Source organism: Capnocytophaga sp. oral taxon 863 str. F0517 (assembly GCF_000466425.1).
GTDB lineage: Bacteria > Bacteroidota > Bacteroidia > Flavobacteriales > Flavobacteriaceae > Capnocytophaga.
Genome location: NZ_KE992098.1, coordinates 1 through 26,860, shown reverse-complemented (window position 1 = coordinate 26,860; position 26,860 = coordinate 1). Strand labels below are relative to the sequence as shown.

Below are 26,860 nucleotides of genomic sequence, written 5' to 3'. Positions count from 1 at the left end.
GTCAATTAGTAGGTAGCTAAATAGACACCTCAATATAAGTATAAATATTCGTATAAAGGTATCAAATGAAGGAATATTCAAAGGAGTAATGCAAGAAGGTAAAATGATAACAATAGATGAATGGAATGCTAAATTCAAGTAATTATGACTCATATTTATAGAAACACACTATTCTTTTCTATTATATCATTCTTAATATATATTACACTACAGAGTATAGACAATCAAATGATGCTCTACTTTGCTGCTGCATTTTATTTTGGAATAATACAACATCTACAAGAATTATTTATAAAAAATATTCTTATTACATTCTTGCTCTCAGCAATAATATTAATTAGCTTCGTAGCCATATACTTCAGAATAAATAATAAAATATATAAGTTTGTAATTATTGTTCTATTAGCCTACCTCCTTTATATTATTGATATAGTACATTTATTTCTAAAATATCCATATAACACTTTTAGTAAATATGCTTTAATTACTATAAAAAGTTTCCTATTATCCCTTATTTACTTTAAAGGAAATAAAAATTAATTGAGGTGTAAAAATAATTTAATATATTTGCACTCTGAAAATGAATGTATGATGGAATTATTTAAGGGACAAAGCCTCTTAGCGTTTACTGAACGCTTTAAAACAGACTTAGTAATAATGGGAAGAATTTTCCTACATTACATAAGGTAATACATCAAGTAACGTTTCCCAAAGTCAATTAGCAGGTAGCTAAATAGACATCTTAATTAAAATAATTGAATATGAAATTGTTAAACATTATAATAGTCTTTTTTAGCATTTTCTGTAATGCTCAAAACAAAGAACTGATTAGTAAGACGTACTTAAAATTACAAAACGATAGTAAATCTTTTGAACAATTCGTTTTTTATGGTTTTTGTAATTGTAATGATACTTATTTATACACAGAAACATTTGAAGATAACTACATAACCACATTTAATCATCAAGAACCATTACCCCGATTTTTCGAAAAAGAAGAAATAAAGAAGGTGTTAGAGACTTATCACAACAAATACAAAAAGAGATTTGAAGGTGTTCAGAATAGTTATTATAATGGTTATTTGATAGTATCTAAATGTTATAAATTATATAATGTGTCAAATAGAAATTTAAAGAAAGCCTATTACAACCTACTATCTAATGATAGATTACAAAAAGAATGGATAGAGGATTATATGAGAGATTATTTAGATGATTATTTTATTAAAGTTCAAACTGAATAATAGAAAGGTATGCACGCTACTATTGTATTGGGCGTAACTATCATTTGGCAGATAGTATATGTAATACTCACGATTATACTGCATCATACATATTTGAAGTGAAGAAAATATCTAATGAATTAATGGATGAAGGAAGAATTTTAGGATCTGAAATTAAAAAACATTTAAAATGAGAACAATATATATATTATTTATTTGTTTTTTTATCAGTTGCTCTGATAAAACTCACTTAGCAGATAGATGCATAAAAAATCAGATTTTTTCAGAAAATTATGATAGTATTTCTGTGGATATAAGATATATTGGTTATGCTTGTTCAGAATGTCCTCAGTATAATATAGAAAAAGTTTATTATTCTGAAAATAAAGAAGAGTACTTTTATTTTAACAAAGAAATATATATTAATATTTTAGATAAAGAATTACAAAATCAAATAGATACCATAAAATATCCAACACACTGGAAATATAGAGTAAATGGACTTTTTAGCAGAAATGGTTTTGGAATGGGAAAGTTAGATATTTATACAGGAAAAATACTTAAATTAAATTTAGAAAAGTAAATAACATCTATTGAGGCATCAAAATAATTTCATATATTTGCTCTCTGAAAATGAATGTATGATGGAATTATTTAAGGGACAAAGCCTCTTAGCGTTTACTGAACGCTTTAAAACAGACTTAGTAATAATGGGAAGAATTTTCCTACATTACATAAGGTAATGCATCAAGTAACGTTTCCCAAAGTCAATTAGTAGGTAGCTAAATAGACACCTCAATTATTTTATTAAAGTTCAAACTGAATAATAGATTGGAAATGTTCAAGCAACATTGTTATCAAGCGAGCAATGGGGAGATGTATTAAAAAAATAGGAAAGGAATGATCCTATTTAGTATCTCAGGATGGAGTAATGCAGTAGGTCAATATCACTCTTTGGGATGGAGAAAATCTAATTTATGTAGGAAATATTTCTGACTATAACAATCCTGATTATCCTCATTACTACTTTCATATGACAAAATACTATGATGGAGAGGTGGGTAAAAAAGATAAAATAGCTCAAACTGATTTAATAAAATTATGGGAATTAAAATAAAAATAATAGTATTACTTTCATTTACAACTAATTTTATAGTTGCTCAGAATACACTAAAAGAGTTAAAAAGGTATGCACTCTACTATTGTATTGGGCATAACTATCATTTGGCAGATAGTATATGTAATACTCACGATTATACTGCATCATACATATTTGAAGTGAAGAAAATATCTAATGAATTAATGGATGAAGTAAGATTTTATACAGAGGAAAAAACTGATAAATATTATAAAGGTCCACCACCTCCTGCTTGGCTATATGATGAGCAAGCTAATTATATTTGTTATCTTTGCACTGATTTTTATGAATCACAAGAATTACATCATTTTATAAAGAGACTCATACGTAAATATAGAAAAAAACAACCTTTCTTGTAATATCTGTGGAGATACGGAAAGTCCTATAGTCGTCAGACAGCACATTATTTTATGCAAAAAATCCGTGAAGCTATGAAATCCAGTGAATTGCACAAAATGAATGATAGAGTGCAGGTTGATGAATTTACCATAGGAGGAAAAGAGGAATACAGTTTTAGAATTAATCGCTCACAAAATAAAGATACTATCTTTAACAAATTAAAGAATTGTAGAGCGTTCTCCCGTTTCCCTAAGTCAATTAGTAGGTAGCTAAATAGACACCTCAAAAAAGAAATATTAAATAAAATAATTAATGAGCAATTATGAGAGTATTTTTAGTATTACTATATTTGTATGCTTCCTATGTAATAGCACAATCTAAAAATGAAACGTTTGATTTTGAATTATATAAGAATCTTGGAAAAAATGCTGATATTTACAGACATCAATATTTAAAAACAGATGGTTGTATTCTTTATGAGATTAGTTTTGACAAAGAAGAAGGGGGGTATATAGAGGAAAGTTTGCCCTCTCCTTCTTTTATAACACGCCGTAAAGATTATTATCCGAATGGAAAAATTAAAAGTATCAAGCATTTTATAGGAGAAAATGTACTTATCGGAAAATCTGTTTATTACAATAAAAAAGGCGTTAAAAGAATTGTAGATGAAGATAAGAAATTCAAGAAAATTAAATATCCTTATATTTTACAATTCTTGGAAAAGAAAGGGCATATCAACCTTAAAACTGGAGAAGGTAGAAGAATTGTTGATATTCAAGGAACAAATGATTTTGGATTTCAATTACTTTATGTAGAAAAAATGAATATGTGGGAGGCTATCATAAAAGACGGTTACCCAAAAGATAAATGTTTAGAGAAATATATAGAATTAGCAAAAAAAGAAAAACAAAAAAAAGAAAAACAAAAAAAAGAAGAGGATAGTCTAGATTGTTCATATCCAGTAAGAAATTGTGATCTACATTATTTTATAGATGCAATTTCTGGAAAACAGATTTCAAAACAAGAGTACGCAAAAAGATATAAAGCAGCGTTTGGTGAAAAGGATGAAAACCTTGATTATCTCTTTACAGAGCCGTGATATAATTTTTGAGTTGGCAGCAAACAACAAATTAAGAAAAAAGATGGAGACAAAGAAAGAGCTAAAGAAGAAAAAAGAAAGAAGAAATAAAATTGCTATTATTAGCTTATTAATCTTTTTATGTTTCACAATATCTAATGCACAAGAACATTGTGATTTTGAAGATTTTATTAAAAATGAATTTCCCGCAAAAGAAAAAAATTTTATGGAGGGGAAACTAAATTTAAAAAACATCAATATAGGTTTTATTTTCTTTAAACCTATTCGTTATTTAGGTTTTATAGATTCAAAGATTAAAAGAAGAATGGATGTTAAATTTTTAAAAATATCTAAATCAGAAATAAATGATAGTATTTACTTAGCAAAAGGGAAAACTATAGTAGGAAAGAATACAAGACTTTTTGAAGGAAAAATTCAAATAAGACAAATTTATTTTTTTAAGTATATTTCTACTGGGGAAGAAGGAGAGATGGATGGAATAGTAAAATCACAAGGAATTATCATTGCAGATTATCATTTTAGAGAAGATAAGAAATTATCAGCTACTGGTGTTTTTGAAGGAAAGGTTTTATTAAGATGGTATGTTAATAATAAAGGTGTTTTTTCCTATGATACAATTAATAATTTCTCCGATGATTACAATAACAATCAATTTATAGGTACTTGGACAAGTTATAAAACAGGAGTTAAAAAAGTAGCTAATTGGGGGGCTCATCGCATCCCTTGCTCAGGAGATTTAGATATAGGTGCTGCGGAATTTATGCCTAATGAAAAATATTATAAATATGGCTGGGAAGACTATAAACCTTAAATAAAAAACCTTACCTTTGCAAAACAAAATATAAAACAATATATGAAATTATTACTTATTAGTTTATTTTTAATAGGGACAGTGAGTTCTTGTGAATGTGTTAATAGTAACACTAAAATAGATTTTCCTACGGATGACATTTCAAGTTTAAAATTTGATGATAAAACCTCAATAAATAATAAAAAAATCTTAAACAAACTATTTTATCGTTTATTAGAAGAAAATAATAATATATTAATAGATACTCTTTACTCTATTGAAATTAAAGATAGTATTTTAATAGATAGATTGTCTATGGATTGGTATTTATTAAAAATCAAAAAGATTGATACTATTTCAGGAACTGTCAATATATACATAGGAGAAGAGTCTCAATATGAAGATGACCCTAAATTATATGAATGGGGTGAAATAATGAATAATAGATATATTTATTATATAAAGAAAAAGGGGAAATATTTATCTATATCTAATAATCTAACACAAGGTTATGAAGATTTATGTATAGATAGAGATAGTGTGAAAAAATCTAAACTAGAATATTATATTTATGAAGAGTGATATGGAATAAAAACTAATTAATATCTACAATAAATAAAACAAGATAGAACAATAAACAACCTACTCACCCATTATCCTGTGAATTGGATAGACGGAATGAAGCTAAGCAGCAGCCATAAATTTATCATTAATCATTTGTCATTTGTCATTAATATTCGTACATTTGCCCTTTCAATCCTAATGAAATGACCATTACCAGCCTCAATCAGTTAGACCTAAGCCGCGGAGGGTACACCTATGCCGACTATCTGTTATGGCAGTTGAAGGAACGGGTGGAGCTACTGCGTGGGCGTATCTTTAAGATGAGCCCTGCTCCTGCTATTATTCACCAAAGAATCTCCAGAAAGCTATCAGGGGAGTTCTATAATTTCTTCAAAGGGAAGCCTTGTGAGTTCTTCACAGCCCCCTTTGATGTCGTTCTTCCCAGCGCTGATGGGAAGGAGGATAATGTGGTGCAGCCCGACCTATGTGTGGTGTGTGACCCTGACAAATTGGTCGATGGCAAGCGCTGCTTAGGAGCACCAGACCTGGTGATTGAGATTCTTTCCAAAGGCAATTCCCAGCGAGACTTAGACGACAAGTTTCACCTATACGAACAAGCGGGAGTAAGTGAATACTGGATCGTCCGACCCTGGGATAAGGAGGTGAATATCTTTGTCTTAGACCAAGGCCGTTACCGAGGCCTTGCCCCTGTGGTGGAGGGAAAAGAAATCACCTCGGTAAAGTTCCCTACTTTGAGCATACATACAAATGATATTTTTGATTAATTATGAGTTTCCCGACAGACCTTGCTATTGCGCAACAAGCCCACATGCTACCTATTAGAGAGATAGCCAAAAAATTAGATATCCCAGAAGATGATATAGACCCCTATGGGAAGTACAAGGCCAAACTGCCTTTGTCCCTGATAGACCCTAAGAAGATTGCCCAACACAAGCTCATCTTGGTTACGGCCATTACCCCTACTCCGGCAGGGGAAGGCAAAACCACTGTGAGCATTGGCCTTACCGAGGGGTTGAACAAGATTGGTAAGAAAGCCATTGCAGTACTGCGCGAGCCTTCCTTAGGCCCCGTTTTTGGGATCAAAGGAGGGGCAGCAGGCGGAGGCTATTCCCAGGTGGTGCCCATGGAGGACATCAACCTGCACTTCACAGGCGACTTTGCCGCTATTGAGCGCGCTAACAACCTCTTGGCTGCCGTAATAGACAATAATATACAGAGCAAAACCCACTCCATAGGGATAGACCCTCGTACGGTGGTATGGAAGCGTGTGATGGACATGAACGACCGCGCCCTACGCCATATCATCGTCGGCTTGGGCGGTGCTACCCATGGGATACCCCGCGAAGATGGGTTCAATATCACTCCTGCTTCCGAGATTATGGCAATCCTCTGCTTGGCAGAGAACTTTTCCGACCTTAAGCGCCGCTTGGGCAATATTTATGTAGGGAAGAAGTATGATGGTACGCCTGTTTTTGCCCGCGATCTCAAGGCGGTGGGAGCGATGGCTTTGCTACTGAAAGAGGCCATCAAGCCCAACTTGGTACAGACCCTAGAGAACAATACTGCCATCCTCCACGGAGGCCCTTTCGCGAGTATCGCCCAAGGTACCAATACTGTATTGGCCACCAAGATAGGACTTTCCTTAGGTGAATATGTAGTTACCGAAGCAGGCTTTGGGGCAGACCTTGGCGCGGAGAAGTTCCTTAATATCAAGTGTGTATCGGCAGGACTGTCCCCTCATGCTGTAGTGGTGGTGGCTACCATACGTGCCCTACGCCATCACGGCGGTGCTACCAAAGAGGAGTACAACACCCCTTCCTTAGAACGCGTAAAGAAAGGTATTGCCAACTTAGAAAAACATATAGAAAACGTACAATGCTTCGGACTGAAAGCGGTAGTGGCTATCAACTACTTTCCTCATGACAGCCAAGAGGAAATAGCCTATATCCAAGCCTTCTGCAAGGAACGAGGCGTGGAAGCGATTGTCAGCCGTGGCTTTAGCGAGGGTGGCGCAGGTACCCAAGAGCTTGCCCGTGCCGTAGTTGCCATAGCTGAAAGCGGAGAAAGTCACTTTACCCCCTTATATGACCATGCCGCTTCAGTAGAGGAAAAGATAAAGACGGTAGCCACACGTATTTATGGGGCTCGTGGGGTCAATTATAGTGCTAAAGCACTGAGCCAACTCAAGCAAATCAACAAATTAGGGTTCGATAAGCTCCCTATCTGTATGGTCAAGACCCCTAAGTCGCTCAGCGATGATGAGAAAAAGTTGGCGCGCCCAACCGATTTTGAGGTAACCGTCCGCGAATTCGAGTTTGCCTCAGGAGCTGGCTTTATCATTCCGATCTTAGGGGATACGGTGCGTATGCCAGGCCTACCGAGTGTCCCCGCTGCCGAAGGGATGGATATCGATGATGATGGGGTGATTACAGGACTTAGTTAGTGACAAGTGACTAAGATGCCTTTAGAAGAAATAACTCAAAAGATAGACCAATTCCTTGCAGCTCTCCCTTCGGATTCGTTGGGAGCGTGCAGGGAGCAGTGGGCGGCTTTTGTATGGGCGTATGCCCAGGACTATCACACCCAGCAACAAAACATAGAGCGGCTCTTGGTAAGGACAGCCGAGAGCACAGTGCTGCTTCCCATAGCTGACATCCTTTACCTACAGAGTGATAAGGGGTATACGACCTTTTTCATAGAGAACGGAGAGCGGCTATTGGTTAGCAAAGTGATCAAAGTATATGAAGCCTTCTTACCCGCTTCACAGTTTGTACGCTGCCATCAGTCCTATTTGGTCAATATGCGCTATATTCGAAAGTATTACAAAGAAGGGGTTCTGGAGCTGACCACCGGTGAGCGTATCCCCGTAGCCGAACGCCGTAGGGAGCAGGTACAACAATGGTTAATGAAAAAGGAATAAACAACCAACCTCTACTCTATAGATTCTTGTTTAGAGCTTCTAAAATAAACAATCTCAATACTTTTTTCTTTTTCATTTACATCAAAATAAATAAGAAACCTTCCATATTTCTCTCTGGTTTCTTTTTGCAAATCCCGACTACTGATACTTACACCTTGTTGTATTTGCTCTCTTCCTTTCTCTATTTTCTGAATATCTTCCACCGTTAGTTCTTCGAAGAAATCTGTCTCTTCACCAAAAGAGACCTCCATAGCAATTCCTCTAAGAAATCGTTCTATATAAGGCACGTCTGACTCTTGCACCTTTGCTTGTAATAACACAGTGTTCATACATTCTTTATTAGGTATCAAAGTCTCTATTCTGATAGTATTTAAATCATGTGCAAAAGTACAAATTTAATTGTTAATTATCAAACTCTAAAGGGTGAAAAGCGCTCTTCACTTTTTTTCATTTATTTCGCTGCGAATATTTACCCCCCCCCTGCGAATATTGATTTCTTCGCCTATAAGTTTTAAAATTATTATATCTTTGCCGAATAATATAAAATTGTTAGGTAATGAAAAAATTATTCACCATGGTAGGGATAGGCCTTGCCCTAGCCATAAGTAGCTGTAGTTCCCTCACTGGGAGCAAACTTGTCAGTGCTGAAGGATTGGAAAAAGCCAAAAAACTCTTAGAGAAAGATCCTTATACAGGCAAGGCTTTCACTAAGGTAATGCTTTGGGCAGGACAACCTTTGGAAGAGAATTTTGAATCCGTAACCGCTCAGTATTTTGACCAGGAGCAAGGCAAAGACGTATCACAAACAGCCTCCGAGGCAGGTCTTAGCTCCCCTGATGTTTCCACTGACGAACCTTCCAAAGCGGAAACCTTTACCCTCGCCGAAATTCCTTTTGACAAAGTACCTGCTCAGGTGGATAATATGATAAAGTTCCTAAGTTCACAATCTGAATTAGAAGAAATGGAAGGCTATATCGTGCATTCCCTTGTCTTTACTAAGGAAAACGGACAGATAAAGCAAAAATATGAAATCCAGTGCACTAAAAAAGGGGAAGGAAAATCCGTGGAAGGGCGTAATATCGTAACCAATTATTACCAATTCCATGTAACACCTACCTCTGACGGACAATATGAAGTTAGTGAGTGGTAGTATATAAGATTGTTTCACTAAAATCAAACTAATATGAGTCAAGAAATTCCACAAAGTTTACCTGCTTATTTTGAGTCACATCCTGATCAGTTTGCCAAAAAGAATGATATTCCTAAAAAAGCTATTAATGGAATACTTTTTTTAGCATTTCTTGTACTGATAATTTATCCCGAAATTACCCCTGTAGGGGAGCTATGGGTGTGGCGTATTATTGCTGCTATAGGACTGGTATTCACTGGTTTAGGATTCTATATGGCCTATGATTACTATAATATCCAAACCAAAACGAAAATCAAACAAAAAGGGCATAAGAAATTTGATTCTGGCCATACCACCGTGGAGGAGTTGGCACGCCTTTTAGAACAAGGCAACTACCAAGAGTTGGCGAATCTGCCCTCAAAGAACAACCAACCCTTACAGATTTTTTCTTGGGAGGACAAGGACAACAAGACCTTCTATATCCTTTTGATGAAGTATTTTTCCCCATCGGATTTCAGAGGGGTTACTCCAGTAAAAGTGGTCTCCGGGGCGGACTACGACCGCTATAAGACTATTATCAGAGCTATTGATGGATACTAAGATAGTGACCAATGACAAATAACAAATTCTATAGAACTATTTAATTTGTTATTTGTCATTTGTTTTTATTTTTGTACATTTGCAACGTAAAACAATGAGCTCCTATGGAAATACTTTTTGAAGATAATGCTTTAGAAGAATTATATAAGGAAGGCAAAACTAAAGACAAGAAATACAAAACTCTTCAGAAAGATATTATCAAGCGTTTTGTAAAGACCGTTGATATACTGGGGGCTGTTGATAAAATAGAAACCTTGTTTTTATTCAATAGTTTGCATTACGAAAAGCTAATAGGAGATAAAAAAGGATTAGAATCTGTTAGGGTAAATGATAAATATCGTCTTGAATTTTTCACTTCTATAGAAGCAGTCGGCGAAGAAGACCCTCCCGAAACTATTACTATTTGTTCTATAGTTACTCTTAGTAATCATTATTCTTAAAATTTGCATCATGGCCAGAAAGAAATTAACCCCTTTTATAGCTACAACACCAGGAGAAGTCCTCAAGGACGAACTTATAGAAAGAGGACTTACAGTCACTGAATTATCCTCTTTCATGGGGATTGCGCCCTCTTATATAGATGACATTATCAATGCAAAAAACTCCATTGATGCTTCCATAGCACTTTCTTTGGAGAAAGCATTAGAGATTCCTGCTATTTTTTGGCTAAACCTACAATCACAATACGATTTAGACAGTCGAAATATCAAACAGAAGCAGTCAATAGAAGAACGAGACTTAGTTCTTTGTGAATAATTATGGAAATTACCTCTTTAAATCAGTTAGACCTTGTCAATGGGATTTACTCCTATACTGATTACTTAGTCTGGAAGATAAAGGAGCGTGTGGAGCTACTCAAGGGAAAGATCCTTGAGATGTCCGCCCCCTCTCCTATTCATCAAGAGATTTCAGGTAATCTGCAAGGGGCTCTTTTTGTTTTCTTAAAAAATAGCAGGTGCAAGCTATATACGGCTCCCTTCGATGTACGCTTCCCACAGAAGGGAGAAAGCCAAGTATATACAGTCGTACAACCTGACTTGTGTGTGATCTGTGATTTGGAGAAAATAGACAGCAAAGGCTGTGTAGGAGCTCCTGACTTGGTAGTTGAAATCCTTTCCTCTGGAAACTCTAAAAAAGAGATGAAAAGCAAGTTTGCCCTCTATCAAGAAGAAGGGGTTCGCGAATATTGGGTGGTTGATCCTGAGAGAGAACTTGTTTTTGTATATATGGCTGAGAATAAAAAATTCAAACCCACTATCCCCATTGCAGATGACTATGTATGCTCCACCATTTTCCCAGACTTTAAAATACATACCTCTGACCTTTTCCATATAAAAAATTAGTTACTAATCATTCGTTATTAATCATTATTTTATGACCCTATCCGATGCTAAAGCATATGTTCTCTACGAAACGAGTAGAGAAAAACGTATCACCCTGAGAAACCTCATCATTGTGGTGGTACTGATCCTTATAGGAATCTTCTTGGCAGTGAAGTACCTACTGCCCATCCTAAGCCAACAGATGGCCAATGTTCCTGCTTATGTGAAATTCGTACTACCTTTGGCCTTACTGCTCAGTGCCGCTTACCCTCTTATGCGGGTATGGAAAATCCTTAAGCGTGCCGAGCAAGTGGAAGAGGCTTTCTCGCTAATCTTCCAAGGGGAAGAGTGCCGCATCGTCAGTGAGACGGACGATTACCTCACCGTTATTCCCTATGGCAAGCGCTCTCGTATCCAGATGGATCCGATCTCTTACCTTGGGGTATCCATCAAGAACAAGACTTATACCCTCCCTATCCACTATCGTGCAGGATCTGCCGAGATCAAGCGTGTCCTTACAGGTGCCGATGAGGGCGCCTACAAGGAAGTGATGCACGAACTCTATAACAAACCGCAGGCCAACTCCCTATTTGACAAGGCAGCGGAGAAAAGCCAGGCCGATAAAGCGCCTATTACCCTCAAGCCTGTAGCCGAGTTTCGCACCTTTGCCCAGAAGGAGTTAGCCCCCACCCTGGCTTCTATGGAAAAAGCACGTAGTACCAGCCACGGCATGTTCAAGGGACAGAGTATCGTGGCGATAGCTTTCGTAGTGGTGATGATGCTCTTAGTCTTTACCGGAGTGATCAATTTCTCTTCTCAAACAAGCGTGCTGTACCTTATCATTGGCTTTGTGGTTTTTGGTGCCTTATACAGCTATATTTCTATGGCTTATGCCAAAAAGAAGCTGGCTGGTACGGAGGACTATACCCAGCTTAAGTCCAAGATTTTTAGCCGTGTAGTACACTATATCAGCCCTGATTTCCAGTATATAGAAAAGGGACATATAGGCTTGGGAGACTTGTTGGCTTCCTTCCTCTTCCGCCAAGAGCGCTATGACCTTACAGGCAGTGACCAGATTGTAGGCCACTACAACGGAGTGCCTTTCCAATCCTGCAACTTAGCGCTAACCTATCGCCCGACGGTTCGCAAGGAGAACGAACCCGACCGAGTGGCCTTCTATGGGAATTACTTTGTAGCGCGCTCGCCCAAGACTTTCGAGCATCCTATCGTCATCCATCCGGTTAAGAGCTTCTTCGGTACACTCAATGACAACGATATAGCCGCTTACCTCAACACAGGAGGCGAGCGTATTCGCCTGGAAGACCCTGAGTTCCAAAAGATGTTTGAGGTATATTGCGATGACCAGATTACCGCTCGCTATGTGCTTACTCCGACCTTTATGGAACGCCTCAAGAAACTCAACGAACGCTACAAAGGCCAAGTATATATCGCTATCAATACCGACAATATTGTCATCGCTACCAATCGTGGCAATGTCCTCAACTCGGTAGATAGCCCCATCAGTGCCCTCTTCCAAAAAATAGACCTCAACTTAGTTACCCAGGTCTATGAAGAGCTGGTAGAACAATTACAAATGATTGATACACTTAAACTTAGTGATTAGTAGTTAGTGGTTAGTGGTTAGCCTCTGAAAACTAACCACTAACGACTGGAAACTAACCACTGAAAACTAACCACTAACAACTCAAAACTCAAAACTCATTATGGTTACTTACATTTCTCTCGCTATAGGAGCAGTGGTGCTTCTTTATATCATTTTGGTTTTCAACAAAATAGCTAAGCGAAAAAACCAAATACAGAATGCTATTTCTTCGTTGGATTCGCTTTTTATCCAGCGAGCCGACCTCATTCCGAACCTTATCGAAACCACTAAGCAGTATATGCAATATGAGCAGGAGACTTTAGCGCAAATCACCGAACTGCGTACCCCTGTGGTTACTGAAAAACAAAACCCCTACCTGCAACCAGAGAAGGGGAATAAGATGTTGATGAATATCATGGCACGTGCCGAGGAATATCCCGAACTGAAAGCTAACCGGCAGTTTTTACAATTGCACCAAGCCTTCACCGAGTGTGAGGAGCAGCTGGCCGCAGGTAGGCGCTACCTAAGTGCCTCTATCACCGACTACAATGATGCTATTGTGACTTTCCCGGCCAATCTGCTGGCAGGACTCTTCGGCTTTACCACTTACCAATGGCAATACGCTACCCAAAAGCAACGTGAAGCCATTGATGCAAAAGAACTCTTCAAATAATGATTAATGCCAATAATGATTAATGATTATCATTGTTGGCATTAATTATTATTGGCATTAATCATTACTTCACTGCTATACAGGAGATTTCCACCGCAACTCCCTTGGGGAGCTTGGCTACTTGGTAAGTCTCACGGGCAGGAGCCCCCTCACCGAAATAACTGCCATAGATTTCATTTACCTTGGCGAAATTGGCCAAATCGTCCAAGAGAATGGTAGTTTTCACTACTTGGTCAAAGCTATAACCGGCCTCTTGCAGGATAGCTTGTAGGCTCTGCATCACCTGTTTGGCTTGGGGTTCTATCCCTCCAGCCACTACCTCGCCTGTGGCAGGGTCTATAGGAATTTGTCCAGAAACATAAAGGGTGCCATTGGCCTCAATGGCTTGGCTATAAGGGCCTATTGGAGCGGGTGCCTTAGAAGAAAGAATGACTTTTTTCATAAATAATTAACTTTATAAGTATTGATTTAGGCCTCAAAAATACGTCTTTATCTGTAAGGAAACAAGATTTTTTTTGTATTTTTGCGCTTTATCACAACTAAGTGGTTAGTGATTAGTGGTTAGTGATTAGTGCCTGTCATTAATTGCTAATGGTTAGTCATTAATCACTAGTCATTAGTCACTAAAAACTATGGTACTACAGCAGATAGAAGCGCTTCGCAAGGAGCTTAACGAGCATAACTACAATTATTACGTACTGGATACCCCTACTATCTCCGATTTTGACTTTGACCAAAAGCTTAAGCAGTTGCAAGAATTGGAGGCGCAATATCCAGAGTATAAAGATCCTAATTCACCCACCGTTAGGGTAGGGGGGGCTATTACTAAGAATTTCCCTACCATCACCCATGAGTTCCGTATGTACTCCTTGGACAACTCTTACTCCAAGGAGGAGGTCGAGGAATGGGAGAAGCGTGTCCTCAAGGGCTTAGGAACGGACAAGGTTTCTTTCGTCTGTGAGCTCAAGTATGATGGTGCTTCTATTGACCTAACGTATGAACATGGGCAGCTGGTACAGGCTACCACCCGTGGCGATGGAGTGCAGGGGGATGAGATTACCGCCAATGTACGTACCATCCGTAGCGTGCCGCTAACCCTTAAGGGAGACTATCCTGACCATTTCCATATCCGAGGGGAGATTATCATCCTCAAGGAAGGCTTTAAGAAGATGAACGAGCAGCGTATCGCCGAGGGAGAAGATCCCTATATGAACCCTCGTAATACGGCCAGTGGGAGCCTCAAGCTCCAAGATACCGCCGAGGTAGCCAAGCGCCCCTTGGATTGCCTGCTCTACTATGTGGTGGGCAATGACCTACCGGTGGATAACCAATTCGATAGCCTCCAGAAAGCCCGCGATTGGGGCTTCAAGGTGCCCAGCCAATCCAAGCTATGCCACTCGACCGAGGAGGTGATGGATTTTATCAACTATTGGGACGAGCGCCGTCATGATCTTCCTTACGAAACCGATGGGGTGGTCATCAAGGTCAATGACTTCCATGCGCAGCAGGAGCTGGGCTATACTTCCAAGTCGCCCCGCTGGGCAATCGCCTATAAGTTTAAGGCCGAGGAGGTGACCACAACCCTGGAGAGCATCTCCTATCAGGTAGGGCGTACCGGGGCGATTACTCCGGTGGCCAACCTCGCTCCCGTGCTCCTGGCCGGTACCATCGTCAAGCGTGCTTCCCTGCACAATGCCGACCAAATTGCCAAATTAGGACTGCACTTAGGCGATCAGGTATTCGTGGAGAAGGGAGGAGAGATCATCCCTAAGATTACCGGTGTGAAGCTCGAGGCTCGCCCCGAACACGCTGCTCCAGTGGCTTTTATCACCCACTGCCCTGAATGTAATACCGAGCTGGTACGCAACGAGGGAGAGGCGCAACACTATTGCCCCAATGCCTATGGCTGTCCGCCCCAAATTACCGGCCGCATCCAGCACTTCATCTCCCGAAAGGCAATGGATATAGAGGGCTTAGGCTCCGAGACCATCGAGCTGATGTTCCGCGCTGGCCTTATCCACAACTATGCTGACCTCTACGAGCTCAAAGCCGAGCAAATACAAAATCTCGAGCGCATGGGTGCTCGCAGTGCGCAAAATATCATCTCAGGAATAGAAAAATCCAAGCAAGTACCCTTCGAGCGAGTGCTCTTCGCCTTGGGAATCCGTATGGTAGGGGAGACAGTAGCCAAGAAATTTGCCCGTACCTACAAGACTTTGGAGGCTTTCCGCTCGGCTACCTACGAACAACTCATTCAAATTGATGAGATTGGAGAGCGTATCGCCCAAAGTGTCATAGAGTTCTTTACCGATGATAGAAATAAGGAAATCCTCCAGCGTTTGCAAGGCTATGGACTTCAATTTGCCTTAGCTGAAACCGCTCAAACAGCCCTTTCTGATACGCTCAAGGGGAAAACCCTTGTGGTCTCTGGAGTCTTTGCGCGCCATTCCCGTGATGAACTCAAGGCACTGATAGAAAGTCATGGAGGTAAAGTAGGTTCATCCATCTCGTCCAAGACCAGCTATGTAGTAGCCGGAGACAATATGGGGCCTAGCAAATTAGAAAAAGCAACCCAATTGGGCATTCCCATCCTCTCAGAAGACGATTTTGAAAAAATGATCCTTTCTTAATTTAGTTGCTATTCACTCGTCACTTGTCATTATTTTCGTCTGTCTCAAAGAAATAGTCCTCAGGGGGAAGTATCTCCATGAGGTGTTTCAGGCGTGGGTCGTGTAGTAGCCTGCGATTGAAAGAGAGCTTAATGCCTGCCTTTAGCAGTTCGTGGGCAAGGGCTTCGCTCTTGTGAAAGCCATGGAGAATCCATAGCCCTGTAGCCTTATTTTTTTTACGCAAACCTATAAGCTCTCCGTAGCTCTTGACACAGTGGATGATTAGGGGCTTTTGCAGCTGCTCAGCCAGGGCAATATGTCGCTCAAAGAGTGCCGTTTGCAGGGGGAGGGGAGTGGTAGCACGCTTGTCCAAACCGCATTCGCCTATAGCTACACAGAGGGGGTGAGAGGCACGCGCTACGACCTTTTCCCACTGCGCTTCTCCATCCTCATGGATATAACAAGGGTGTATCCCCACCGAAAAGACTCCCGCTTCATAAGTGTCCTCCGGAAAGCAGTTTTGTACCTCCTGACTATGGCGCGCCTGGTGGGTATGGACATCGGGGTAGGGGAATAGTGGATTAACGGTCATAGGGAAAGAGTTCTACCGCTTTGGCATACACCATGGAGGACTCCCATCCTTTGTAGAGGAGGTAGTCAGCCAGTTTGCGACGTGCTTTTTGGATATTCTTCTCAGTGATAGTATCGGCTTTTTTCTCCGCCAAGGCCTCGAAGACCTCCTGGTAGTCGTCCTCTATCTCCTCCATAGCACAAGCAATGTTGTAGCGGGAGATAGCGCGGAACTTCAGCTCTCGGGTGATACGTACCCGTCCCCACTTCTTGTAGCGGAACTTGCCCCTAGCATAGCTACGAGCAAAGCGTTCCTCATTGAGAAAATTCTCCTCAATAAGGTAGCCCACGATCACATCTATCGCCTCGGGGATCATACGCATCTGGCGGAGCTTGGCTACCACTTCCTTATGGCAACGCTCCTGATAGGCGCAATAGCGCTCCATACGCCGCTTGGCCTCCTCTACCGTATAGGTTTTTACCGTCTCCTCCATTACTTAGAAAGCAGCCATCCAGGTTTTCCAAGGCAATACCCCCAAGATAAGCAACAAGCCTATTCCATAGAAGATAAAAATACGCTTGAAGGCAGCAGCATCTGTCTTTTGTTTCTTATGCAGCGACCAGCCAATAGTAACAAGGGTTACCGCAACGATACCAAAAGGGTGCTCCACGAGCATCTTCCTAAGGTAAGCATCCTTCATCACCCCAGCCCCCATAGCCGACCAGCTTTGGAATAGCGGGGTTACAAAATACAGGATAAGCCCTAAGCTAACTTGTATGTGGGTGAATATCAAGGCAAATAAGCCGATGCGCAAATCTTTTTTCTCATATTTGCGTTTTTGCCACCATCCTAAGCCGGCATTGACAACGGCAAAGCAGAGCGTGAGCAGCACTATATAGGCTGTCAGCGAGTGAGTGTTTCTCAGTAGTTGATAGAACATATTCAGTTTTGAGTTTTAAGTTTTTTAATTTTCAGGTATCTCTAAAAGCGCCCCAATGGGTGCCTCCTATTATTTTTTACTTTTCATTCTTCACTATTCACTAAAGTTAAATTCTTTCCCATCTTCGCTCAGTAGCGTATTAGGAAAAATCGTTTGGGCTTCTTCTTGGAAGACCTTCTTATCCTTGTAGCGGGAGGAGTAGTGGCCGAGGATGAGGGTTTCAGCTCCAGCTGCTTTAGCAATTTTAGCCGCTTCGAGGGCAGTGGAGTGCTTGGTTTTCTCGGCCAAGGCATGATTATCTTCCAGAAAGGTACTCTCGTGATAGAGCACCTGCACCCCTTGGATAAGGGGCACAATCTTAGGCAGGTAGGCCGTATCACTACAGAAGGCATAACTCTGAGGGGGAGCAGGGGGGAAGCTCAGTACCTCATTGGGGATACACTCCCCAGTATCTAAGAGGATGTCTCTGCCATTCTTGATATTTTGATAGTAGCAGACATCAATACCATATTGCTGCACTGCATCCACATTGAGTTTGCGCTCTTTGTTCTTTTCCCTGAACAAAAAGCCATTGGCATAGATACGATGGTCAAGGGGAATGGTCGTTACCGAGAGCTTGTCGTCCTCGAAAATCACCTGACTATCCTTGCCCTCCAGTTCATGGAAGTAGAGCGGGAAGACCATATGTGCCCCACTGACTTTCAGCAGCAGCAGCATGGCATCCTTGGCACCCTTAGGGGCATGGATGTGTAGCTCTGCCTCCCTGCCCTGTAGCTGGAAAGTAGAGATCAGCCCCGCCAATCCATAGAAATGATCCCCATGGAGGTGAGAGATGAAGATATGCTTGATACGGGCAAACTTAGCCCCTGATTGCCTCAATGCCATCTGTGTCCCTTCCCCACAGTCAATGAGGAAGAGGTGCCCACGCATCTCCAAGAGCTGGGCAGTGGTACGCGCCTTGTCCCTCGGGGAAGCACTATGACAGCCTAATGTAGTTAATTTCATTAGTTCAAAATTCTTTGCAAAGATACAAATATAATGACAAATGACAAATAATAAATTAGTGGTAAGTCATCATACTTTAATAAAGTGACTTATGATGGCTTACTGACCGCTTGTCATGATTTTTGCCTCTCCTTTTAGTTTTTTGCTATTGGCCTTCAGGGTAATGTTTCCTGCTTTCTCAGTAGCCTGAACTATGACAACCAATTTCCCATTGAATAGATGCATTTTAGGCAAATGGAAAGGGTCAATGCAAGTGGCATCTCCATTGGCAGCAGCACGATAGGTTCCTGCTCCTTTTACGGTAAATTCCACCAGCTCATTTACATTGGGGCATACATTACCTTTTTCGTCTATCGCTTCTATAGTAATAAAGCAGAGGTCTTTACCATCGGCCTTGATAGTAGAACGATCGGGTGTTAGGCGGAGGGCATAAGGAGAGCCAGCGGTTCGGAGCTCTTTTTCGGCTACGGCATTGCCTTTTTCATCATAAGCAATTACTTTTACAATACCAGGTTCATACTTAGTGTCCATCCACATTAGGCGGTAGCGTTTTTGCCGTTCAAGGTCGGTAGGATTACCTTTTCCTTCATCTTTGGCTAACCTGATACTGAGATCTTTACTGCGTTTTCCTTGGCTTTTTCCATTGATAAAAAGCTCCGCTGTAGGATAGTTGGTATAAACAAAAATAGGAGTAGTCTCTCCTTCACGTCCCTCCCAATTCCAGTGGGGAAGGATATGAAGTGTTTCTGCTTTTTTGTTCCAGTGAGAGCGATAAAGGTAAAAGCGATCTTTGGGAAGTCCTGCCAAGTCCACCGCTCCAAAGTAAGAGCTATGAGACGGCCATTCTTCATAGTATGGAGTAGGCTCTCCCAGATAATCAAAGCCTGTCCAAATAAATTCTCCTATAGTATAAGGTAGGTCTTCTTGGTGAATCCAGTCATCTTCAGGAAGGTTTGACCAATCGCAATGTTCTACATCATAGGACGATGATTGCATGTCTGGATATTTGGCCATAGACTTTCTTTCTACAGGAAACTTATATACACCTCGTGAACTGAGTGTAGAAGCTGTCTCACTACCCAGTAACAGACGTTGTGGGAGCTTGCCATAGGCCTCTTGGTATTTGAAAGGACGATAGTTAAAACCAACTAAATGCATGGTGGCAGCCATATTGTTTCGCAAAACATCATCAGGCCTATCCATACCATTGCTTATAGGCCGTGTAGGATCTAATGCTCGTACTATGTTTTGTAAGTAATAGGCCACTTGTGAGCCATTCTCTACACTTTGTTCTTCTACCTCATTACCAATGAACCACATCAGTACGCTGGGGTTATTGCGGTAATGCTTGACAAGGTTGGTGAGGTCTTTGGCAGCCCAATCCTCGAAGTAGAGATGATAGCCATTATCCACCTTGGGTATAGCCCATTCGTCAAAGCTCTCAACAGCCAGTAACATACCCATCTCATCGGCAGCACGCACATACTCTGGGGCAGGCATGTTATGCGAGGTGCGAATGGTATTGGCGCCCATATCTTGCATAATACGTATCTGTCGGCGAATAGCTGCCTCATTCACAGCACCCCCTAAGGCTCCTAAGTCATGATGCATACACACCCCTTGGATCTTAATCTTTCGGCCGTTGAGGTATAGGCCATCGTTGGGTTTTAGTTCTATAGAGCGGACACCAAAGGTTGTACTCATTTCGTCTTTTAGTACTCCATTTTCATAGAGTTTAGTAACAGCTTTGTAGAGATATGGTTTTCCTATATCCCACAGCGTAGGATGGTTGATGTAGAGTTCGTTAGAAAGTACATCACCCGTATATTCGGTACTTTGAGTAGTATGAGTTGTTAGCTTTTCTCCCTTGGCGTTGAAAATAGTGGTTTCCTCCGAAATATTGGCCTTGTTATCACTTACGAACTCCGTATTTACCAAGACTTTAGCAAAGTCTTTTTCTATGATAGGGGTTGTAAGCTGTATTCCCCAGATAGGTATGTGAGTTTTGTTCTTGGTGATAATATGTACATGGCGGTATAGGCCTGCACCGGGATACCAGCGTGAGGCTTCAGGGAGGTTATTTAATCGTACGGCGAGTGTATTTCCTCGGGCCTTTACAAAGGAACTGATATTGAGAAAAAAAGTATTGTAACCATTGTGCCATAGCCCTGCTTTGTGTCCATTAACATATACTTCAGGATTACTCATGGCTCCGTCAAACTGTATAAATACCTGCTTGTCGGCCGTCAATTCAGGTATATCAAATTCAGTACGATACCAGCCGACCCCCACAAAGGGCAATCCTCCCGTTCGCCCTGTATGTTCAATGGCTGATTTCTGTCCGTCTTGCTTGATAGCAATACGCTGAAGGTCATTCTCCTTATCGAAAGGGCCATAGATAGCCCAATCATGCGGCAAGGTTACCTTTTGCCATTTGCTGTCATTGTAGTCTGCTTGTGAAAATTGAGGCTGGTCTTCACGTGTGAATTTCCACCCCTTTTCTAAGGTCTGTTGTTGTGCAAAGCTCATAGTGGTAAGTACTAACAATAATAGAAGATTAATTTTTCTCATACGAATGTTTTTTTAAGATCTGTTGCCGATTATTAGGTATTAGGTTCAGACACTACAAAATTAATAAAAAAATAGGAAATAACAAAGTTAATTCTTCGTTTTTAGTCATCAGAGACTAACCACTGACCACTAATCACTAACCACTAGCTACTAAATTAACAATTGAACATTGACAATTAACAATTAAATTTCGTATTTTTGCCCCTTGTAATATTTCATTAGAAAACCATGAACGAAATACGACATAACTGGACTCCAGAGGAGATTATCGCTATCTATAACAGGCCTTTGATGGACTTGCTCTATGAGGCAGCCACCGTACATCGCAAGTACCATGACCCCAATACCGTACAGGTTTCTACCTTGCTTTCGGTCAAGACTGGGGGCTGCTCGGAGGATTGTTGCTACTGCTCTCAGTCGGCTCGTTATCAGACCGAGGTGGAGATAGAACCTATGATGAGTGTCTCTCAAGTAAAAGCACAAGCCCTACGTGCCAAGGCTTCTGGAAGCTCTCGCGTGTGTATGGGTGCCGCTTGGCGCAATGTCAAGGACGGCCCTGAGTTCGAACAAGTACTCGAAATGGTACGTACGATCAACAAATTGGATATGGAGGTGTGCTGTACCCTGGGGATGCTTACCGAAAATCAGGCCAAACGCCTCTCCGAAGCGGGGCTTTATGCCTATAACCATAATTTGGATACATCTGAGGATTATTATCAGGAAATCGTCACTACTCGTAGCTACGAAGACCGCCTCAAGACTATAGAAAACGTTCGTAAAACAAGCATCACCGTATGTAGTGGAGGAATTATAGGTATGGGAGAGGCCTTGGAGGACAGGGCTAAGATGCTCGTGGCACTCTCTACCCTTGACCCACAACCGGAATCGGTGCCTATCAATGCCTTGGTACCTATTGAGGGAACACCGCTTGAGGAGCTACCACCAGTGGATATTTGGGAAATGGTGCGTATGATCGCCACCGCCCGCATCGTAATGCCACAGTCCCAGGTACGCCTCTCAGCTGGCCGTATGAATATGTCTCGTGAAGGACAAGCCTTGTGCTTCTTTGCGGGGGCTAACTCTATCTTTGCGGGGGACAAACTCCTTACGACCCCCAACCCCGATATCAAGGAAGATATGCACATGCTCGAAGTCCTCGGCATGCGTACCCAAAAGCCGTTCGAGAAACATCCACAACCTACTACCGTGGAAGCGACCGATTCTAAAATACCTGCCTTGGGTGAGAAACCGAAGTGGTCAAGACCTAATAAGGTGAAGAGTGAACAATAAAGAGTGAAAAATGAAAAGTGAACAGTGAATGGTTGTTTTTCACTGTTCATTTTTCTTTTAAAAGCTGCTTCTTACTTCATTGACCAAGTGAGCGGTAGCATGGCTCGAAGGAGTAGGCTTATCAGCAAATTCGGTGATGATCGCCTCACGGAGCTTCTGTGCATTGGGGATATTCTCATCGACGGCCAAGCGATGGATAACCTGTAAGGTAGCGTTCTTGCTGATTAGGATCACATTCCATAGCTCCCCACTTACGTAGATTTGTTGGGTGATGTTGTGTTCGTATTCAGCATTGATATGTTCAATAAGTAAGCGCTCGTATCCCATTTTGTCGTCAGAGGCGGGGGGTACCCGTAGGGCTAATTTCTGAGGACTGGTACGGTCGAGCAGCAAGGTCAAGCGCTCATAGGCCTGTAAGCGCAAGGGAAGCGCTTCCTTCTGAAGGTCTTTTCTAAGAAGCCATTGTCGGGTCTTAGCCTCATTTTTGAAGTGTTGTTGGAACAACAGATAAGCAATGGCGGCCACAATGACCGAAGGTAAGCAGTAAGCGAGAATTTGTAATAACATTTTTATTTAGGGTTATAAGGGTTTTAGGAATTAAAAGGTATGACCAAGTTGAGGACAAAAATAGTGAAAATACAATGAAAATTTAGTTTTTACTCCTTAAAATAGCGTTTTTTCATCTTTCTTTTTCTCATTATAATGTCCATAAGCGGAGAGAATATCAACTATTTTTTCTTCTTCAAAAATCTCATAAACAAGTCTATGCTTCTTTGTAATCTCTCTTGAATATACAACCCTCTCTCCATAGTATTTTAGTTCTTCAGGTTTTCCTATACCTATATAAGGATCTGTTTTTATATCAATAAGTAGACTAAGAATCTTCTTAAGGACTTGTTTTTGTCCTGATTTTTTATGTTTATCTATATGTTTGATATAGACATTAGAATAAATAAGCTCATAAGAGTCGTTTTGTGTTTCCATTTTCTAGTCCTCTAATAGCATTTTTTTCATTTCTTCTAAACTGATTTTGTGTTTCTTACTTTTTCTAGCTTCATCAATCATAGAGAAAAACTCCGTTTTTGTCATTTCAGTATCGTCTTTCTTAAAAGTTACATTCTTTGCTTTAAATCGTTTAAGGATTTGTTCTATTAGGGGCATATCTACACTTTGTATTTCTGCCTGTAAAGTAATGGTATTCATGGCTTTAAGTTTTAATTTTTGAGTAAGGTACCAGTATATTAGTCATTAATCACTTGTCATTAGTCACTATAGAAGGTCATTAATCACTTGTCATTAGTCACTATAGAGGGTCGTTAGTCACTATATAAAGTGTTACTAATTTGTGTATCCAAATCGTCTGAGTTGTTTCAGGTCGGAGCGCCAGTTTTTATTGACTTTGACATAGAGTTCCAGGTGGATTTGTTTGCCAAAGAATTTCTCCAAGTCATAGCGGGCTTGTACCCCTACCTTTTTGAGGGCTTCCCCACGATGGCCGATGATAATACCTTTTTGGCTATCGCGCTCTACCATGATGATACTGCGAATGCGAATGATCTCCTCCGCCTCACTGAAGGCCTCCGTCTCCACCTCTACCGAATAGGGAACTTCCTTTTTGTAATTGAGCAAAATTTTCTCTCGGATGGTCTCATTGACAAAGAAGCGTTCGGGCTTGTCGGTCAGCTGGTCTTTGGGGTAAAAAGCCGGAGATTCGGGCAATAACTCCAAGATACGATGGAAAAGCGGCGCTACATTGAAGTTTTCCAAAGCTGAAATAGCATAAATCTCCCCTTTGGGTACTTTCTCTTGCCAATAGGTCAAGGCTTCCTTGACGGTAGCCTCATCGGAACGGTCTATCTTATTGACCAAAACGAGTACCGGTACTTTAGCATTGTTTATCTTCTTAAAAAATTCCTCATCTTTGAGGTCTTTTTCACCTATCTCCACCATATAGATAAGGATATCGGCATCCTCGAAGGCATCTTTGACAAAGTCCATCATGGAGGTCTGCAACTGATAAGCAGGCTTGATGATTCCAGGAGTATCGGAGAAGACCACTTGGAAATCTTCCCCACTGACGATCCCAAAGATACGGTGTCGCGTGGTCTGTGCCTTAGAGGTAATGATAGAGAGCCGTTCGCCTACCAAGGCGTTCAGCAGTGTGGATTTCCCAACATTAGGGTTTCCTATGATATTTACGAATCCTGATTTGTGCATTTTTTAGTTCCTTTATTAGTTTTTAGTGGTTAGTGGTTAGTTTCTTTTGTAGTGAATTAAGCATTTTCCCAACTTCTTCTATTAAAGACATTGCTTTTTCTATTTCTGATTCTGTTAGATAATTAATTCTCACACAAAGTAATAATTGGGTTTCAAGCTCAGCTTTAGAACCTTTTGCAATAGATAAAAAATGAATAAATTCTTTCGAAGAGTTTCTACCTTGTCCTTCTGCGATATTGCTTGGAATAGAAATTACAGCACGTCTTATTTGATCACTTAGAGCAAAAAGTTCTTCTTTTGGAATTCTTTTAACTAGATTATATACCTCAACAACAAGATCCATAGCTCGTTGCCAAAGAATAAGGTCTTTAAAATCTTTAATATGCTCCATTTTCTATTTTTTGTATCTATATTCTAACCACTAACCACTAATCCCTAACCACTAACCATTCACAAACACCATCTCATTTTCTGAGGACAAATCCTCTGCATACTGATACCCTCCTAAGTGAAAGCCCTTGAGGTCTTCGACTTTGGTGATTTGGTGCTGAGCGATATAGCGTGCCATCAGGCCACGAGCACGCTTGGTATAGAGTACGATGGTCTTGAGGGTATCACCTCGCCAGCTCTTGAAGGCGACATGTAGCACCTTAGCCTTGAGCGCTTGGGTGTCTACCGCCTTGAAGTATTCCTCACTGGCTAAGTTCACTAAGGTCTCTCCTTCCTCAAGTTCATTGTTAAGGGCTTGGGTGATTTTCTTACGCCAAAAATCATATAGGTTGGCCTGTCCGCCTACCGCGAGCTTGATCCCCATCTCCAATCGGTAGGGCGCAATCAGGTCTAAGGGCCTTAGCAGACCATAGAGACCGGAGAGGATACGCAAAGAACCCTGTAGCCTAAGTACCTCCTCTTGGCTCAAGGACGAAACATCTAATCCCTCATATACATCTCCATGATAGGTATAGATAGCCGGGCGGGCATTCTCCACCGTGAAAGGTAGCTCAATGGCCTGATGGTATTGCCAACTAACATCAGCCAATCGGGGCGAGATGTCCATCAGCTTCCCCAAAGTGGCAGGAGTGAGCTCTTTCAGTACCTGATACACCTCAAGGATCTCCGCTTGGAAAATCGCTTGAGTGGCGGTTATAGGCGGGTAGGGCGAATGGCTGTCCATTCGCTTGGCGGGTGAAATGACGATCTTCACGATTGCTTATTTAAAGAAGGCTTGTAGGTCACCAAGGATACTCTGTCCCTTGTCTTGGTTATACCACTTTTGGAGTTCTTCCTTGAACTCAGGGGTGAGCTTGCCGTGCTCCTTCTTGTAGGCCTCCACCATCTGGGTCGCTACTTTAGGGCGTGGCCCCCATACATGGAGTACCTCAAGGCTTTTAGCATCCGCGATGATAAGGATAGGAATAGCCTTTCCTCCATTGGTCAGATACTGATCCATCAGGGCTGGATTTTCATCGCGAAGCACTATCTTCAGGTCAATAAGTGGGTTGCTTTGAGCAATTTTCGCTAATACAGGGACGATTTGCGCCCCATCGGCACACCACGCTTCGGAGATTACCAGCCATAGTTGGTCTTTGCTTATCTGTTGAAAAGGAGCAAGCTGCTCGGGGCTGAACTCCAATGTGTTGTCAATGCGCTTCATGCGCTGGCGATTCAGTTTGGTCAGGGAGACCATGAATTCGCTTTGGTCTTCTCCAGTGGTTTTCCCTTCTGCCAAAAGGCGATCTATAAGATCCTCAAAGGCCTTATAGGACAAGGCCTTTGGTAGACTGCTTTGTATCATGATATTTTATTTTAGTCGTTAGGCTAACTACAGAACTGCAAAAATACGAAATTCCAAGAAAAAAGTCAAGGAAATAATAAGCCAAATTAGCTCATAATTCTTACCTCTCCGTTGTGGTATTCTGCTAAGAAGATCTCCGATATACTTTTGTATCCTTGCTTTTGTACTTGTTCTTGGTAGATACCGCACTTATAATAAGACGTTTTCAGGGGGCAAAAGTAAGAATAATTTGTCAATGAGTAGTTAATATGTTAATGTATTAGTAAATATACTGAAAACCAACCAGATAGCTCTCAAGTATCCAATTCCCCTAAGGATAGTCTGTGAATACTTAACCACAGAACAGAGTATTTTAATATACTGAAAACCAGTCAAATAGTTCACCAGCATCCAATTCCCCCCTTGAGGGGGGTAGGGGGATGTAATAATATAATAGGGGGT

32 protein-coding genes and 1 pseudogene are annotated in these 26,860 nt (G+C 41.0%); 19 read left to right on the top strand and 14 right to left on the bottom strand.

Features of this window, described 5'->3' with window-relative positions; genetic code table 11:
* Positions 1–761: 761 nt before the first annotated feature.
* The 10 genes and pseudogenes from HMPREF1551_RS03245 to HMPREF1551_RS03205 all read left to right on the top strand — a co-directional run bounded on the left by HMPREF1551_RS03245 (position 762) and on the right by HMPREF1551_RS03205 (position 8,094).
* Complete coding sequence (locus tag HMPREF1551_RS03245) at positions 762–1,244, top strand: hypothetical protein (RefSeq protein ID WP_021627600.1); 483 nt, start codon at positions 762–764, stop codon at positions 1,242–1,244.
* A 169-nt stretch (positions 1,245–1,413) separates the two neighbouring features.
* Positions 1,414–1,806: a hypothetical protein gene (locus tag HMPREF1551_RS03240; RefSeq protein ID WP_021627598.1), complete on the top strand. Its 393-nt coding sequence runs from the start codon at positions 1,414–1,416 to the stop codon at positions 1,804–1,806.
* A gap of 518 nt (positions 1,807–2,324) precedes the next feature.
* Positions 2,325–2,720 carry a hypothetical protein gene (locus tag HMPREF1551_RS03235; protein ID WP_021627596.1) on the top strand — a complete coding sequence of 132 codons (396 nt, stop codon included), beginning with the start codon at positions 2,325–2,327 and terminating at the stop codon, positions 2,718–2,720.
* A gap of 36 nt (positions 2,721–2,756) precedes the next feature.
* Positions 2,757–2,867, top strand: a pseudogene (locus HMPREF1551_RS13585) (IS1595 family transposase); the annotation flags it as partial.
* 155 nt (positions 2,868–3,022) lie between these two features.
* Complete coding sequence (locus HMPREF1551_RS03230; protein WP_021627594.1) at positions 3,023–3,799, top strand: hypothetical protein; 777 nt, start codon at positions 3,023–3,025, stop codon at positions 3,797–3,799.
* A gap of 43 nt (positions 3,800–3,842) precedes the next feature.
* A complete protein-coding gene (locus tag HMPREF1551_RS03225; RefSeq protein ID WP_034544221.1) occupies positions 3,843–4,610 on the top strand; it encodes a hypothetical protein in 768 nt (255 codons plus the stop codon).
* A gap of 42 nt (positions 4,611–4,652) precedes the next feature.
* Positions 4,653–5,171, top strand: a complete 519-nt coding sequence (locus HMPREF1551_RS03220) for a hypothetical protein (RefSeq protein ID WP_021627592.1) — start codon at positions 4,653–4,655, stop codon at positions 5,169–5,171.
* A gap of 185 nt (positions 5,172–5,356) precedes the next feature.
* Positions 5,357–5,938 carry a Uma2 family endonuclease gene (locus HMPREF1551_RS03215; RefSeq protein ID WP_021627591.1) on the top strand — a complete coding sequence of 194 codons (582 nt, stop codon included), beginning with the start codon at positions 5,357–5,359 and terminating at the stop codon, positions 5,936–5,938.
* Positions 5,939–5,940: 2 nt separating this feature from the next.
* Entirely contained in the window at positions 5,941–7,617 is a 1,677-nt protein-coding gene (locus HMPREF1551_RS03210; RefSeq protein ID WP_021627590.1) for a formate--tetrahydrofolate ligase, read from the top strand.
* 15 nt (positions 7,618–7,632) lie between these two features.
* Entirely contained in the window at positions 7,633–8,094 is a 462-nt protein-coding gene (locus tag HMPREF1551_RS03205) for a LytR/AlgR family response regulator transcription factor (RefSeq protein WP_021627589.1), read from the top strand.
* A gap of 11 nt (positions 8,095–8,105) precedes the next feature.
* Here HMPREF1551_RS03205 and HMPREF1551_RS03200 read toward each other — a convergent pair whose 3' ends face one another.
* Positions 8,106–8,423: a hypothetical protein gene (locus HMPREF1551_RS03200; protein WP_021627588.1), complete on the bottom strand. Its 318-nt coding sequence runs from the start codon at positions 8,421–8,423 to the stop codon at positions 8,106–8,108.
* Positions 8,424–8,650: 227 nt separating this feature from the next.
* Here HMPREF1551_RS03200 and HMPREF1551_RS03195 point away from each other — a divergent pair, with 227 nt between their 5' ends.
* The 7 genes from HMPREF1551_RS03195 (at position 8,651) to HMPREF1551_RS03165 (ending at position 13,421) form a co-directional block, all read left to right on the top strand.
* Positions 8,651–9,244 (top strand): hypothetical protein, encoded by a 594-nt coding sequence (locus tag HMPREF1551_RS03195; protein ID WP_021627587.1) that lies wholly within the window; start codon positions 8,651–8,653, stop codon positions 9,242–9,244.
* Between the two features lie 33 nt (positions 9,245–9,277).
* Entirely contained in the window at positions 9,278–9,823 is a 546-nt protein-coding gene (locus tag HMPREF1551_RS03190; RefSeq protein ID WP_021627586.1) for a hypothetical protein, read from the top strand.
* A 104-nt stretch (positions 9,824–9,927) separates the two neighbouring features.
* Positions 9,928–10,263 carry a type II toxin-antitoxin system RelE/ParE family toxin gene (locus HMPREF1551_RS03185; RefSeq protein ID WP_021627585.1) on the top strand — a complete coding sequence of 112 codons (336 nt, stop codon included), beginning with the start codon at positions 9,928–9,930 and terminating at the stop codon, positions 10,261–10,263.
* A gap of 10 nt (positions 10,264–10,273) precedes the next feature.
* A complete protein-coding gene (locus tag HMPREF1551_RS03180) occupies positions 10,274–10,579 on the top strand; it encodes a HigA family addiction module antitoxin (protein WP_021627584.1) in 306 nt (101 codons plus the stop codon).
* 2 nt (positions 10,580–10,581) lie between these two features.
* Positions 10,582–11,166 (top strand): Uma2 family endonuclease, encoded by a 585-nt coding sequence (locus tag HMPREF1551_RS03175; protein ID WP_021627583.1) that lies wholly within the window; start codon positions 10,582–10,584, stop codon positions 11,164–11,166.
* Positions 11,167–11,197: 31 nt separating this feature from the next.
* Complete coding sequence (locus tag HMPREF1551_RS03170) at positions 11,198–12,769, top strand: DUF3137 domain-containing protein (RefSeq protein ID WP_021627582.1); 1,572 nt, start codon at positions 11,198–11,200, stop codon at positions 12,767–12,769.
* 100 nt (positions 12,770–12,869) lie between these two features.
* Complete coding sequence (locus HMPREF1551_RS03165) at positions 12,870–13,421, top strand: LemA family protein (RefSeq protein WP_021627581.1); 552 nt, start codon at positions 12,870–12,872, stop codon at positions 13,419–13,421.
* 64 nt (positions 13,422–13,485) lie between these two features.
* Here HMPREF1551_RS03165 and HMPREF1551_RS03160 read toward each other — a convergent pair whose 3' ends face one another.
* Positions 13,486–13,863 carry a RidA family protein gene (locus HMPREF1551_RS03160; protein ID WP_021627580.1) on the bottom strand — a complete coding sequence of 126 codons (378 nt, stop codon included), beginning with the start codon at positions 13,861–13,863 and terminating at the stop codon, positions 13,486–13,488.
* 190 nt (positions 13,864–14,053) lie between these two features.
* Between HMPREF1551_RS03160 and ligA the strand changes: the two genes are divergently transcribed.
* Positions 14,054–16,051: an NAD-dependent DNA ligase LigA gene (gene ligA / locus HMPREF1551_RS03155; protein ID WP_021627579.1), complete on the top strand. Its 1,998-nt coding sequence runs from the start codon at positions 14,054–14,056 to the stop codon at positions 16,049–16,051.
* A gap of 19 nt (positions 16,052–16,070) precedes the next feature.
* Here ligA and HMPREF1551_RS03150 read toward each other — a convergent pair whose 3' ends face one another.
* The 5 genes from HMPREF1551_RS03150 to HMPREF1551_RS03130 form a co-directional block, all read right to left on the bottom strand.
* Positions 16,071–16,622 carry a TatD family hydrolase gene (locus HMPREF1551_RS03150; protein ID WP_021627578.1) on the bottom strand — a complete coding sequence of 184 codons (552 nt, stop codon included), beginning with the start codon at positions 16,620–16,622 and terminating at the stop codon, positions 16,071–16,073.
* Entirely contained in the window at positions 16,612–17,094 is a 483-nt protein-coding gene (locus HMPREF1551_RS03145) for a regulatory protein RecX (RefSeq protein ID WP_021627577.1), read from the bottom strand. Before HMPREF1551_RS03145 ends, HMPREF1551_RS03150 begins: the two co-directional genes overlap by 11 nt.
* Positions 17,095–17,097: 3 nt before the next feature.
* On the bottom strand, positions 17,098–17,541 hold the full coding sequence (locus HMPREF1551_RS03140; RefSeq protein WP_021627576.1) for a hypothetical protein: 444 nt from the start codon (positions 17,539–17,541) through the stop codon (positions 17,098–17,100).
* Between the two features lie 93 nt (positions 17,542–17,634).
* Entirely contained in the window at positions 17,635–18,546 is a 912-nt protein-coding gene (locus tag HMPREF1551_RS03135) for a ribonuclease Z (protein ID WP_021627575.1), read from the bottom strand.
* Positions 18,547–18,645: 99 nt separating this feature from the next.
* Entirely contained in the window at positions 18,646–21,117 is a 2,472-nt protein-coding gene (locus HMPREF1551_RS03130; protein ID WP_021627574.1) for a DUF4982 domain-containing protein, read from the bottom strand.
* Positions 21,118–21,345: 228 nt separating this feature from the next.
* On the opposite strand from HMPREF1551_RS03130, the gene bioB reads away from it, so the two are divergent.
* Complete coding sequence (gene bioB / locus HMPREF1551_RS03125; RefSeq protein ID WP_021627573.1) at positions 21,346–22,407, top strand: biotin synthase BioB; 1,062 nt, start codon at positions 21,346–21,348, stop codon at positions 22,405–22,407.
* A gap of 57 nt (positions 22,408–22,464) precedes the next feature.
* Here the strand turns inward: bioB and HMPREF1551_RS03120 are convergent, their stop codons facing one another.
* From HMPREF1551_RS03120 to HMPREF1551_RS03090, 7 genes are all read right to left on the bottom strand, one after another.
* Positions 22,465–22,974: a hypothetical protein gene (locus HMPREF1551_RS03120; RefSeq protein ID WP_021627572.1), complete on the bottom strand. Its 510-nt coding sequence runs from the start codon at positions 22,972–22,974 to the stop codon at positions 22,465–22,467.
* Positions 22,975–23,070: 96 nt separating this feature from the next.
* Entirely contained in the window at positions 23,071–23,391 is a 321-nt protein-coding gene (locus tag HMPREF1551_RS03115) for a Txe/YoeB family addiction module toxin (protein ID WP_021627571.1), read from the bottom strand.
* Between the two features lie 3 nt (positions 23,392–23,394).
* A complete protein-coding gene (locus tag HMPREF1551_RS03110) occupies positions 23,395–23,610 on the bottom strand; it encodes a hypothetical protein (RefSeq protein ID WP_021627570.1) in 216 nt (71 codons plus the stop codon).
* Between the two features lie 135 nt (positions 23,611–23,745).
* The gene (era, locus tag HMPREF1551_RS03105; protein WP_021627569.1) at positions 23,746–24,624 is read right to left on the bottom strand and encodes a GTPase Era; all 879 of its coding nucleotides are present in this window, start codon (positions 24,622–24,624) and stop codon (positions 23,746–23,748) included.
* Between the two features lie 22 nt (positions 24,625–24,646).
* Positions 24,647–25,015, bottom strand: a complete 369-nt coding sequence (locus HMPREF1551_RS03100; protein ID WP_021627568.1) for a four helix bundle protein — start codon at positions 25,013–25,015, stop codon at positions 24,647–24,649.
* Positions 25,016–25,066: 51 nt separating this feature from the next.
* Positions 25,067–25,828: a peroxide stress protein YaaA gene (yaaA, locus tag HMPREF1551_RS03095; protein WP_034544214.1), complete on the bottom strand. Its 762-nt coding sequence runs from the start codon at positions 25,826–25,828 to the stop codon at positions 25,067–25,069.
* A gap of 6 nt (positions 25,829–25,834) precedes the next feature.
* On the bottom strand, positions 25,835–26,419 hold the full coding sequence (locus HMPREF1551_RS03090; protein ID WP_021627566.1) for a thioredoxin family protein: 585 nt from the start codon (positions 26,417–26,419) through the stop codon (positions 25,835–25,837).
* Positions 26,420–26,860 lie beyond the last annotated feature (441 nt).

What these genes read in the sequence shown, in the direction of transcription:
- HMPREF1551_RS03185 (WP_021627585.1), top strand. Translation starts at nt 9,928, where the DNA reads ATGGAAATACTTTTTGAAGATAATGCTTTAGAAGAATTATATAAGGAA.
- ligA (WP_021627579.1), top strand. Translation starts at nt 14,054, where the DNA reads ATGGTACTACAGCAGATAGAAGCGCTTCGCAAGGAGCTTAACGAGCAT.
- HMPREF1551_RS03130 (WP_021627574.1), bottom strand. Translation starts at nt 21,117, where the DNA reads ATGAGAAAAATTAATCTTCTATTATTGTTAGTACTTACCACTATGAGC.
- HMPREF1551_RS03240 (WP_021627598.1), top strand. Translation starts at nt 1,414, where the DNA reads ATGAGAACAATATATATATTATTTATTTGTTTTTTTATCAGTTGCTCT.
- era (WP_021627569.1), bottom strand. Translation starts at nt 24,624, where the DNA reads ATGCACAAATCAGGATTCGTAAATATCATAGGAAACCCTAATGTTGGG.
- HMPREF1551_RS03135 (WP_021627575.1), bottom strand. Translation starts at nt 18,546, where the DNA reads ATGAAATTAACTACATTAGGCTGTCATAGTGCTTCCCCGAGGGACAAG.
- HMPREF1551_RS03170 (WP_021627582.1), top strand. Translation starts at nt 11,198, where the DNA reads ATGACCCTATCCGATGCTAAAGCATATGTTCTCTACGAAACGAGTAGA.
- HMPREF1551_RS03100 (WP_021627568.1), bottom strand. Translation starts at nt 25,015, where the DNA reads ATGGAGCATATTAAAGATTTTAAAGACCTTATTCTTTGGCAACGAGCT.
- HMPREF1551_RS03230 (WP_021627594.1), top strand. Translation starts at nt 3,023, where the DNA reads ATGAGAGTATTTTTAGTATTACTATATTTGTATGCTTCCTATGTAATA.
- HMPREF1551_RS03210 (WP_021627590.1), top strand. Translation starts at nt 5,941, where the DNA reads ATGAGTTTCCCGACAGACCTTGCTATTGCGCAACAAGCCCACATGCTA.
- HMPREF1551_RS03115 (WP_021627571.1), bottom strand. Translation starts at nt 23,391, where the DNA reads ATGGAAACACAAAACGACTCTTATGAGCTTATTTATTCTAATGTCTAT.
- HMPREF1551_RS03120 (WP_021627572.1), bottom strand. Translation starts at nt 22,974, where the DNA reads ATGTTATTACAAATTCTCGCTTACTGCTTACCTTCGGTCATTGTGGCC.
- HMPREF1551_RS03180 (WP_021627584.1), top strand. Translation starts at nt 10,274, where the DNA reads ATGGCCAGAAAGAAATTAACCCCTTTTATAGCTACAACACCAGGAGAA.
- HMPREF1551_RS03165 (WP_021627581.1), top strand. Translation starts at nt 12,870, where the DNA reads ATGGTTACTTACATTTCTCTCGCTATAGGAGCAGTGGTGCTTCTTTAT.
- HMPREF1551_RS03145 (WP_021627577.1), bottom strand. Translation starts at nt 17,094, where the DNA reads ATGGAGGAGACGGTAAAAACCTATACGGTAGAGGAGGCCAAGCGGCGT.
- HMPREF1551_RS03220 (WP_021627592.1), top strand. Translation starts at nt 4,653, where the DNA reads ATGAAATTATTACTTATTAGTTTATTTTTAATAGGGACAGTGAGTTCT.
- HMPREF1551_RS03175 (WP_021627583.1), top strand. Translation starts at nt 10,582, where the DNA reads ATGGAAATTACCTCTTTAAATCAGTTAGACCTTGTCAATGGGATTTAC.
- HMPREF1551_RS03110 (WP_021627570.1), bottom strand. Translation starts at nt 23,610, where the DNA reads ATGAATACCATTACTTTACAGGCAGAAATACAAAGTGTAGATATGCCC.
- HMPREF1551_RS03215 (WP_021627591.1), top strand. Translation starts at nt 5,357, where the DNA reads ATGACCATTACCAGCCTCAATCAGTTAGACCTAAGCCGCGGAGGGTAC.
- HMPREF1551_RS03160 (WP_021627580.1), bottom strand. Translation starts at nt 13,863, where the DNA reads ATGAAAAAAGTCATTCTTTCTTCTAAGGCACCCGCTCCAATAGGCCCT.
- HMPREF1551_RS03190 (WP_021627586.1), top strand. Translation starts at nt 9,278, where the DNA reads ATGAGTCAAGAAATTCCACAAAGTTTACCTGCTTATTTTGAGTCACAT.
- bioB (WP_021627573.1), top strand. Translation starts at nt 21,346, where the DNA reads ATGAACGAAATACGACATAACTGGACTCCAGAGGAGATTATCGCTATC.
- HMPREF1551_RS03195 (WP_021627587.1), top strand. Translation starts at nt 8,651, where the DNA reads ATGAAAAAATTATTCACCATGGTAGGGATAGGCCTTGCCCTAGCCATA.
- HMPREF1551_RS03140 (WP_021627576.1), bottom strand. Translation starts at nt 17,541, where the DNA reads ATGTTCTATCAACTACTGAGAAACACTCACTCGCTGACAGCCTATATA.
- HMPREF1551_RS03205 (WP_021627589.1), top strand. Translation starts at nt 7,633, where the DNA reads ATGCCTTTAGAAGAAATAACTCAAAAGATAGACCAATTCCTTGCAGCT.
- HMPREF1551_RS03235 (WP_021627596.1), top strand. Translation starts at nt 2,325, where the DNA reads ATGGGAATTAAAATAAAAATAATAGTATTACTTTCATTTACAACTAAT.
- HMPREF1551_RS03200 (WP_021627588.1), bottom strand. Translation starts at nt 8,423, where the DNA reads ATGAACACTGTGTTATTACAAGCAAAGGTGCAAGAGTCAGACGTGCCT.
- HMPREF1551_RS03150 (WP_021627578.1), bottom strand. Translation starts at nt 16,622, where the DNA reads ATGACCGTTAATCCACTATTCCCCTACCCCGATGTCCATACCCACCAG.
- HMPREF1551_RS03245 (WP_021627600.1), top strand. Translation starts at nt 762, where the DNA reads ATGAAATTGTTAAACATTATAATAGTCTTTTTTAGCATTTTCTGTAAT.
- HMPREF1551_RS03090 (WP_021627566.1), bottom strand. Translation starts at nt 26,419, where the DNA reads ATGATACAAAGCAGTCTACCAAAGGCCTTGTCCTATAAGGCCTTTGAG.
- HMPREF1551_RS03225 (WP_034544221.1), top strand. Translation starts at nt 3,843, where the DNA reads ATGGAGACAAAGAAAGAGCTAAAGAAGAAAAAAGAAAGAAGAAATAAA.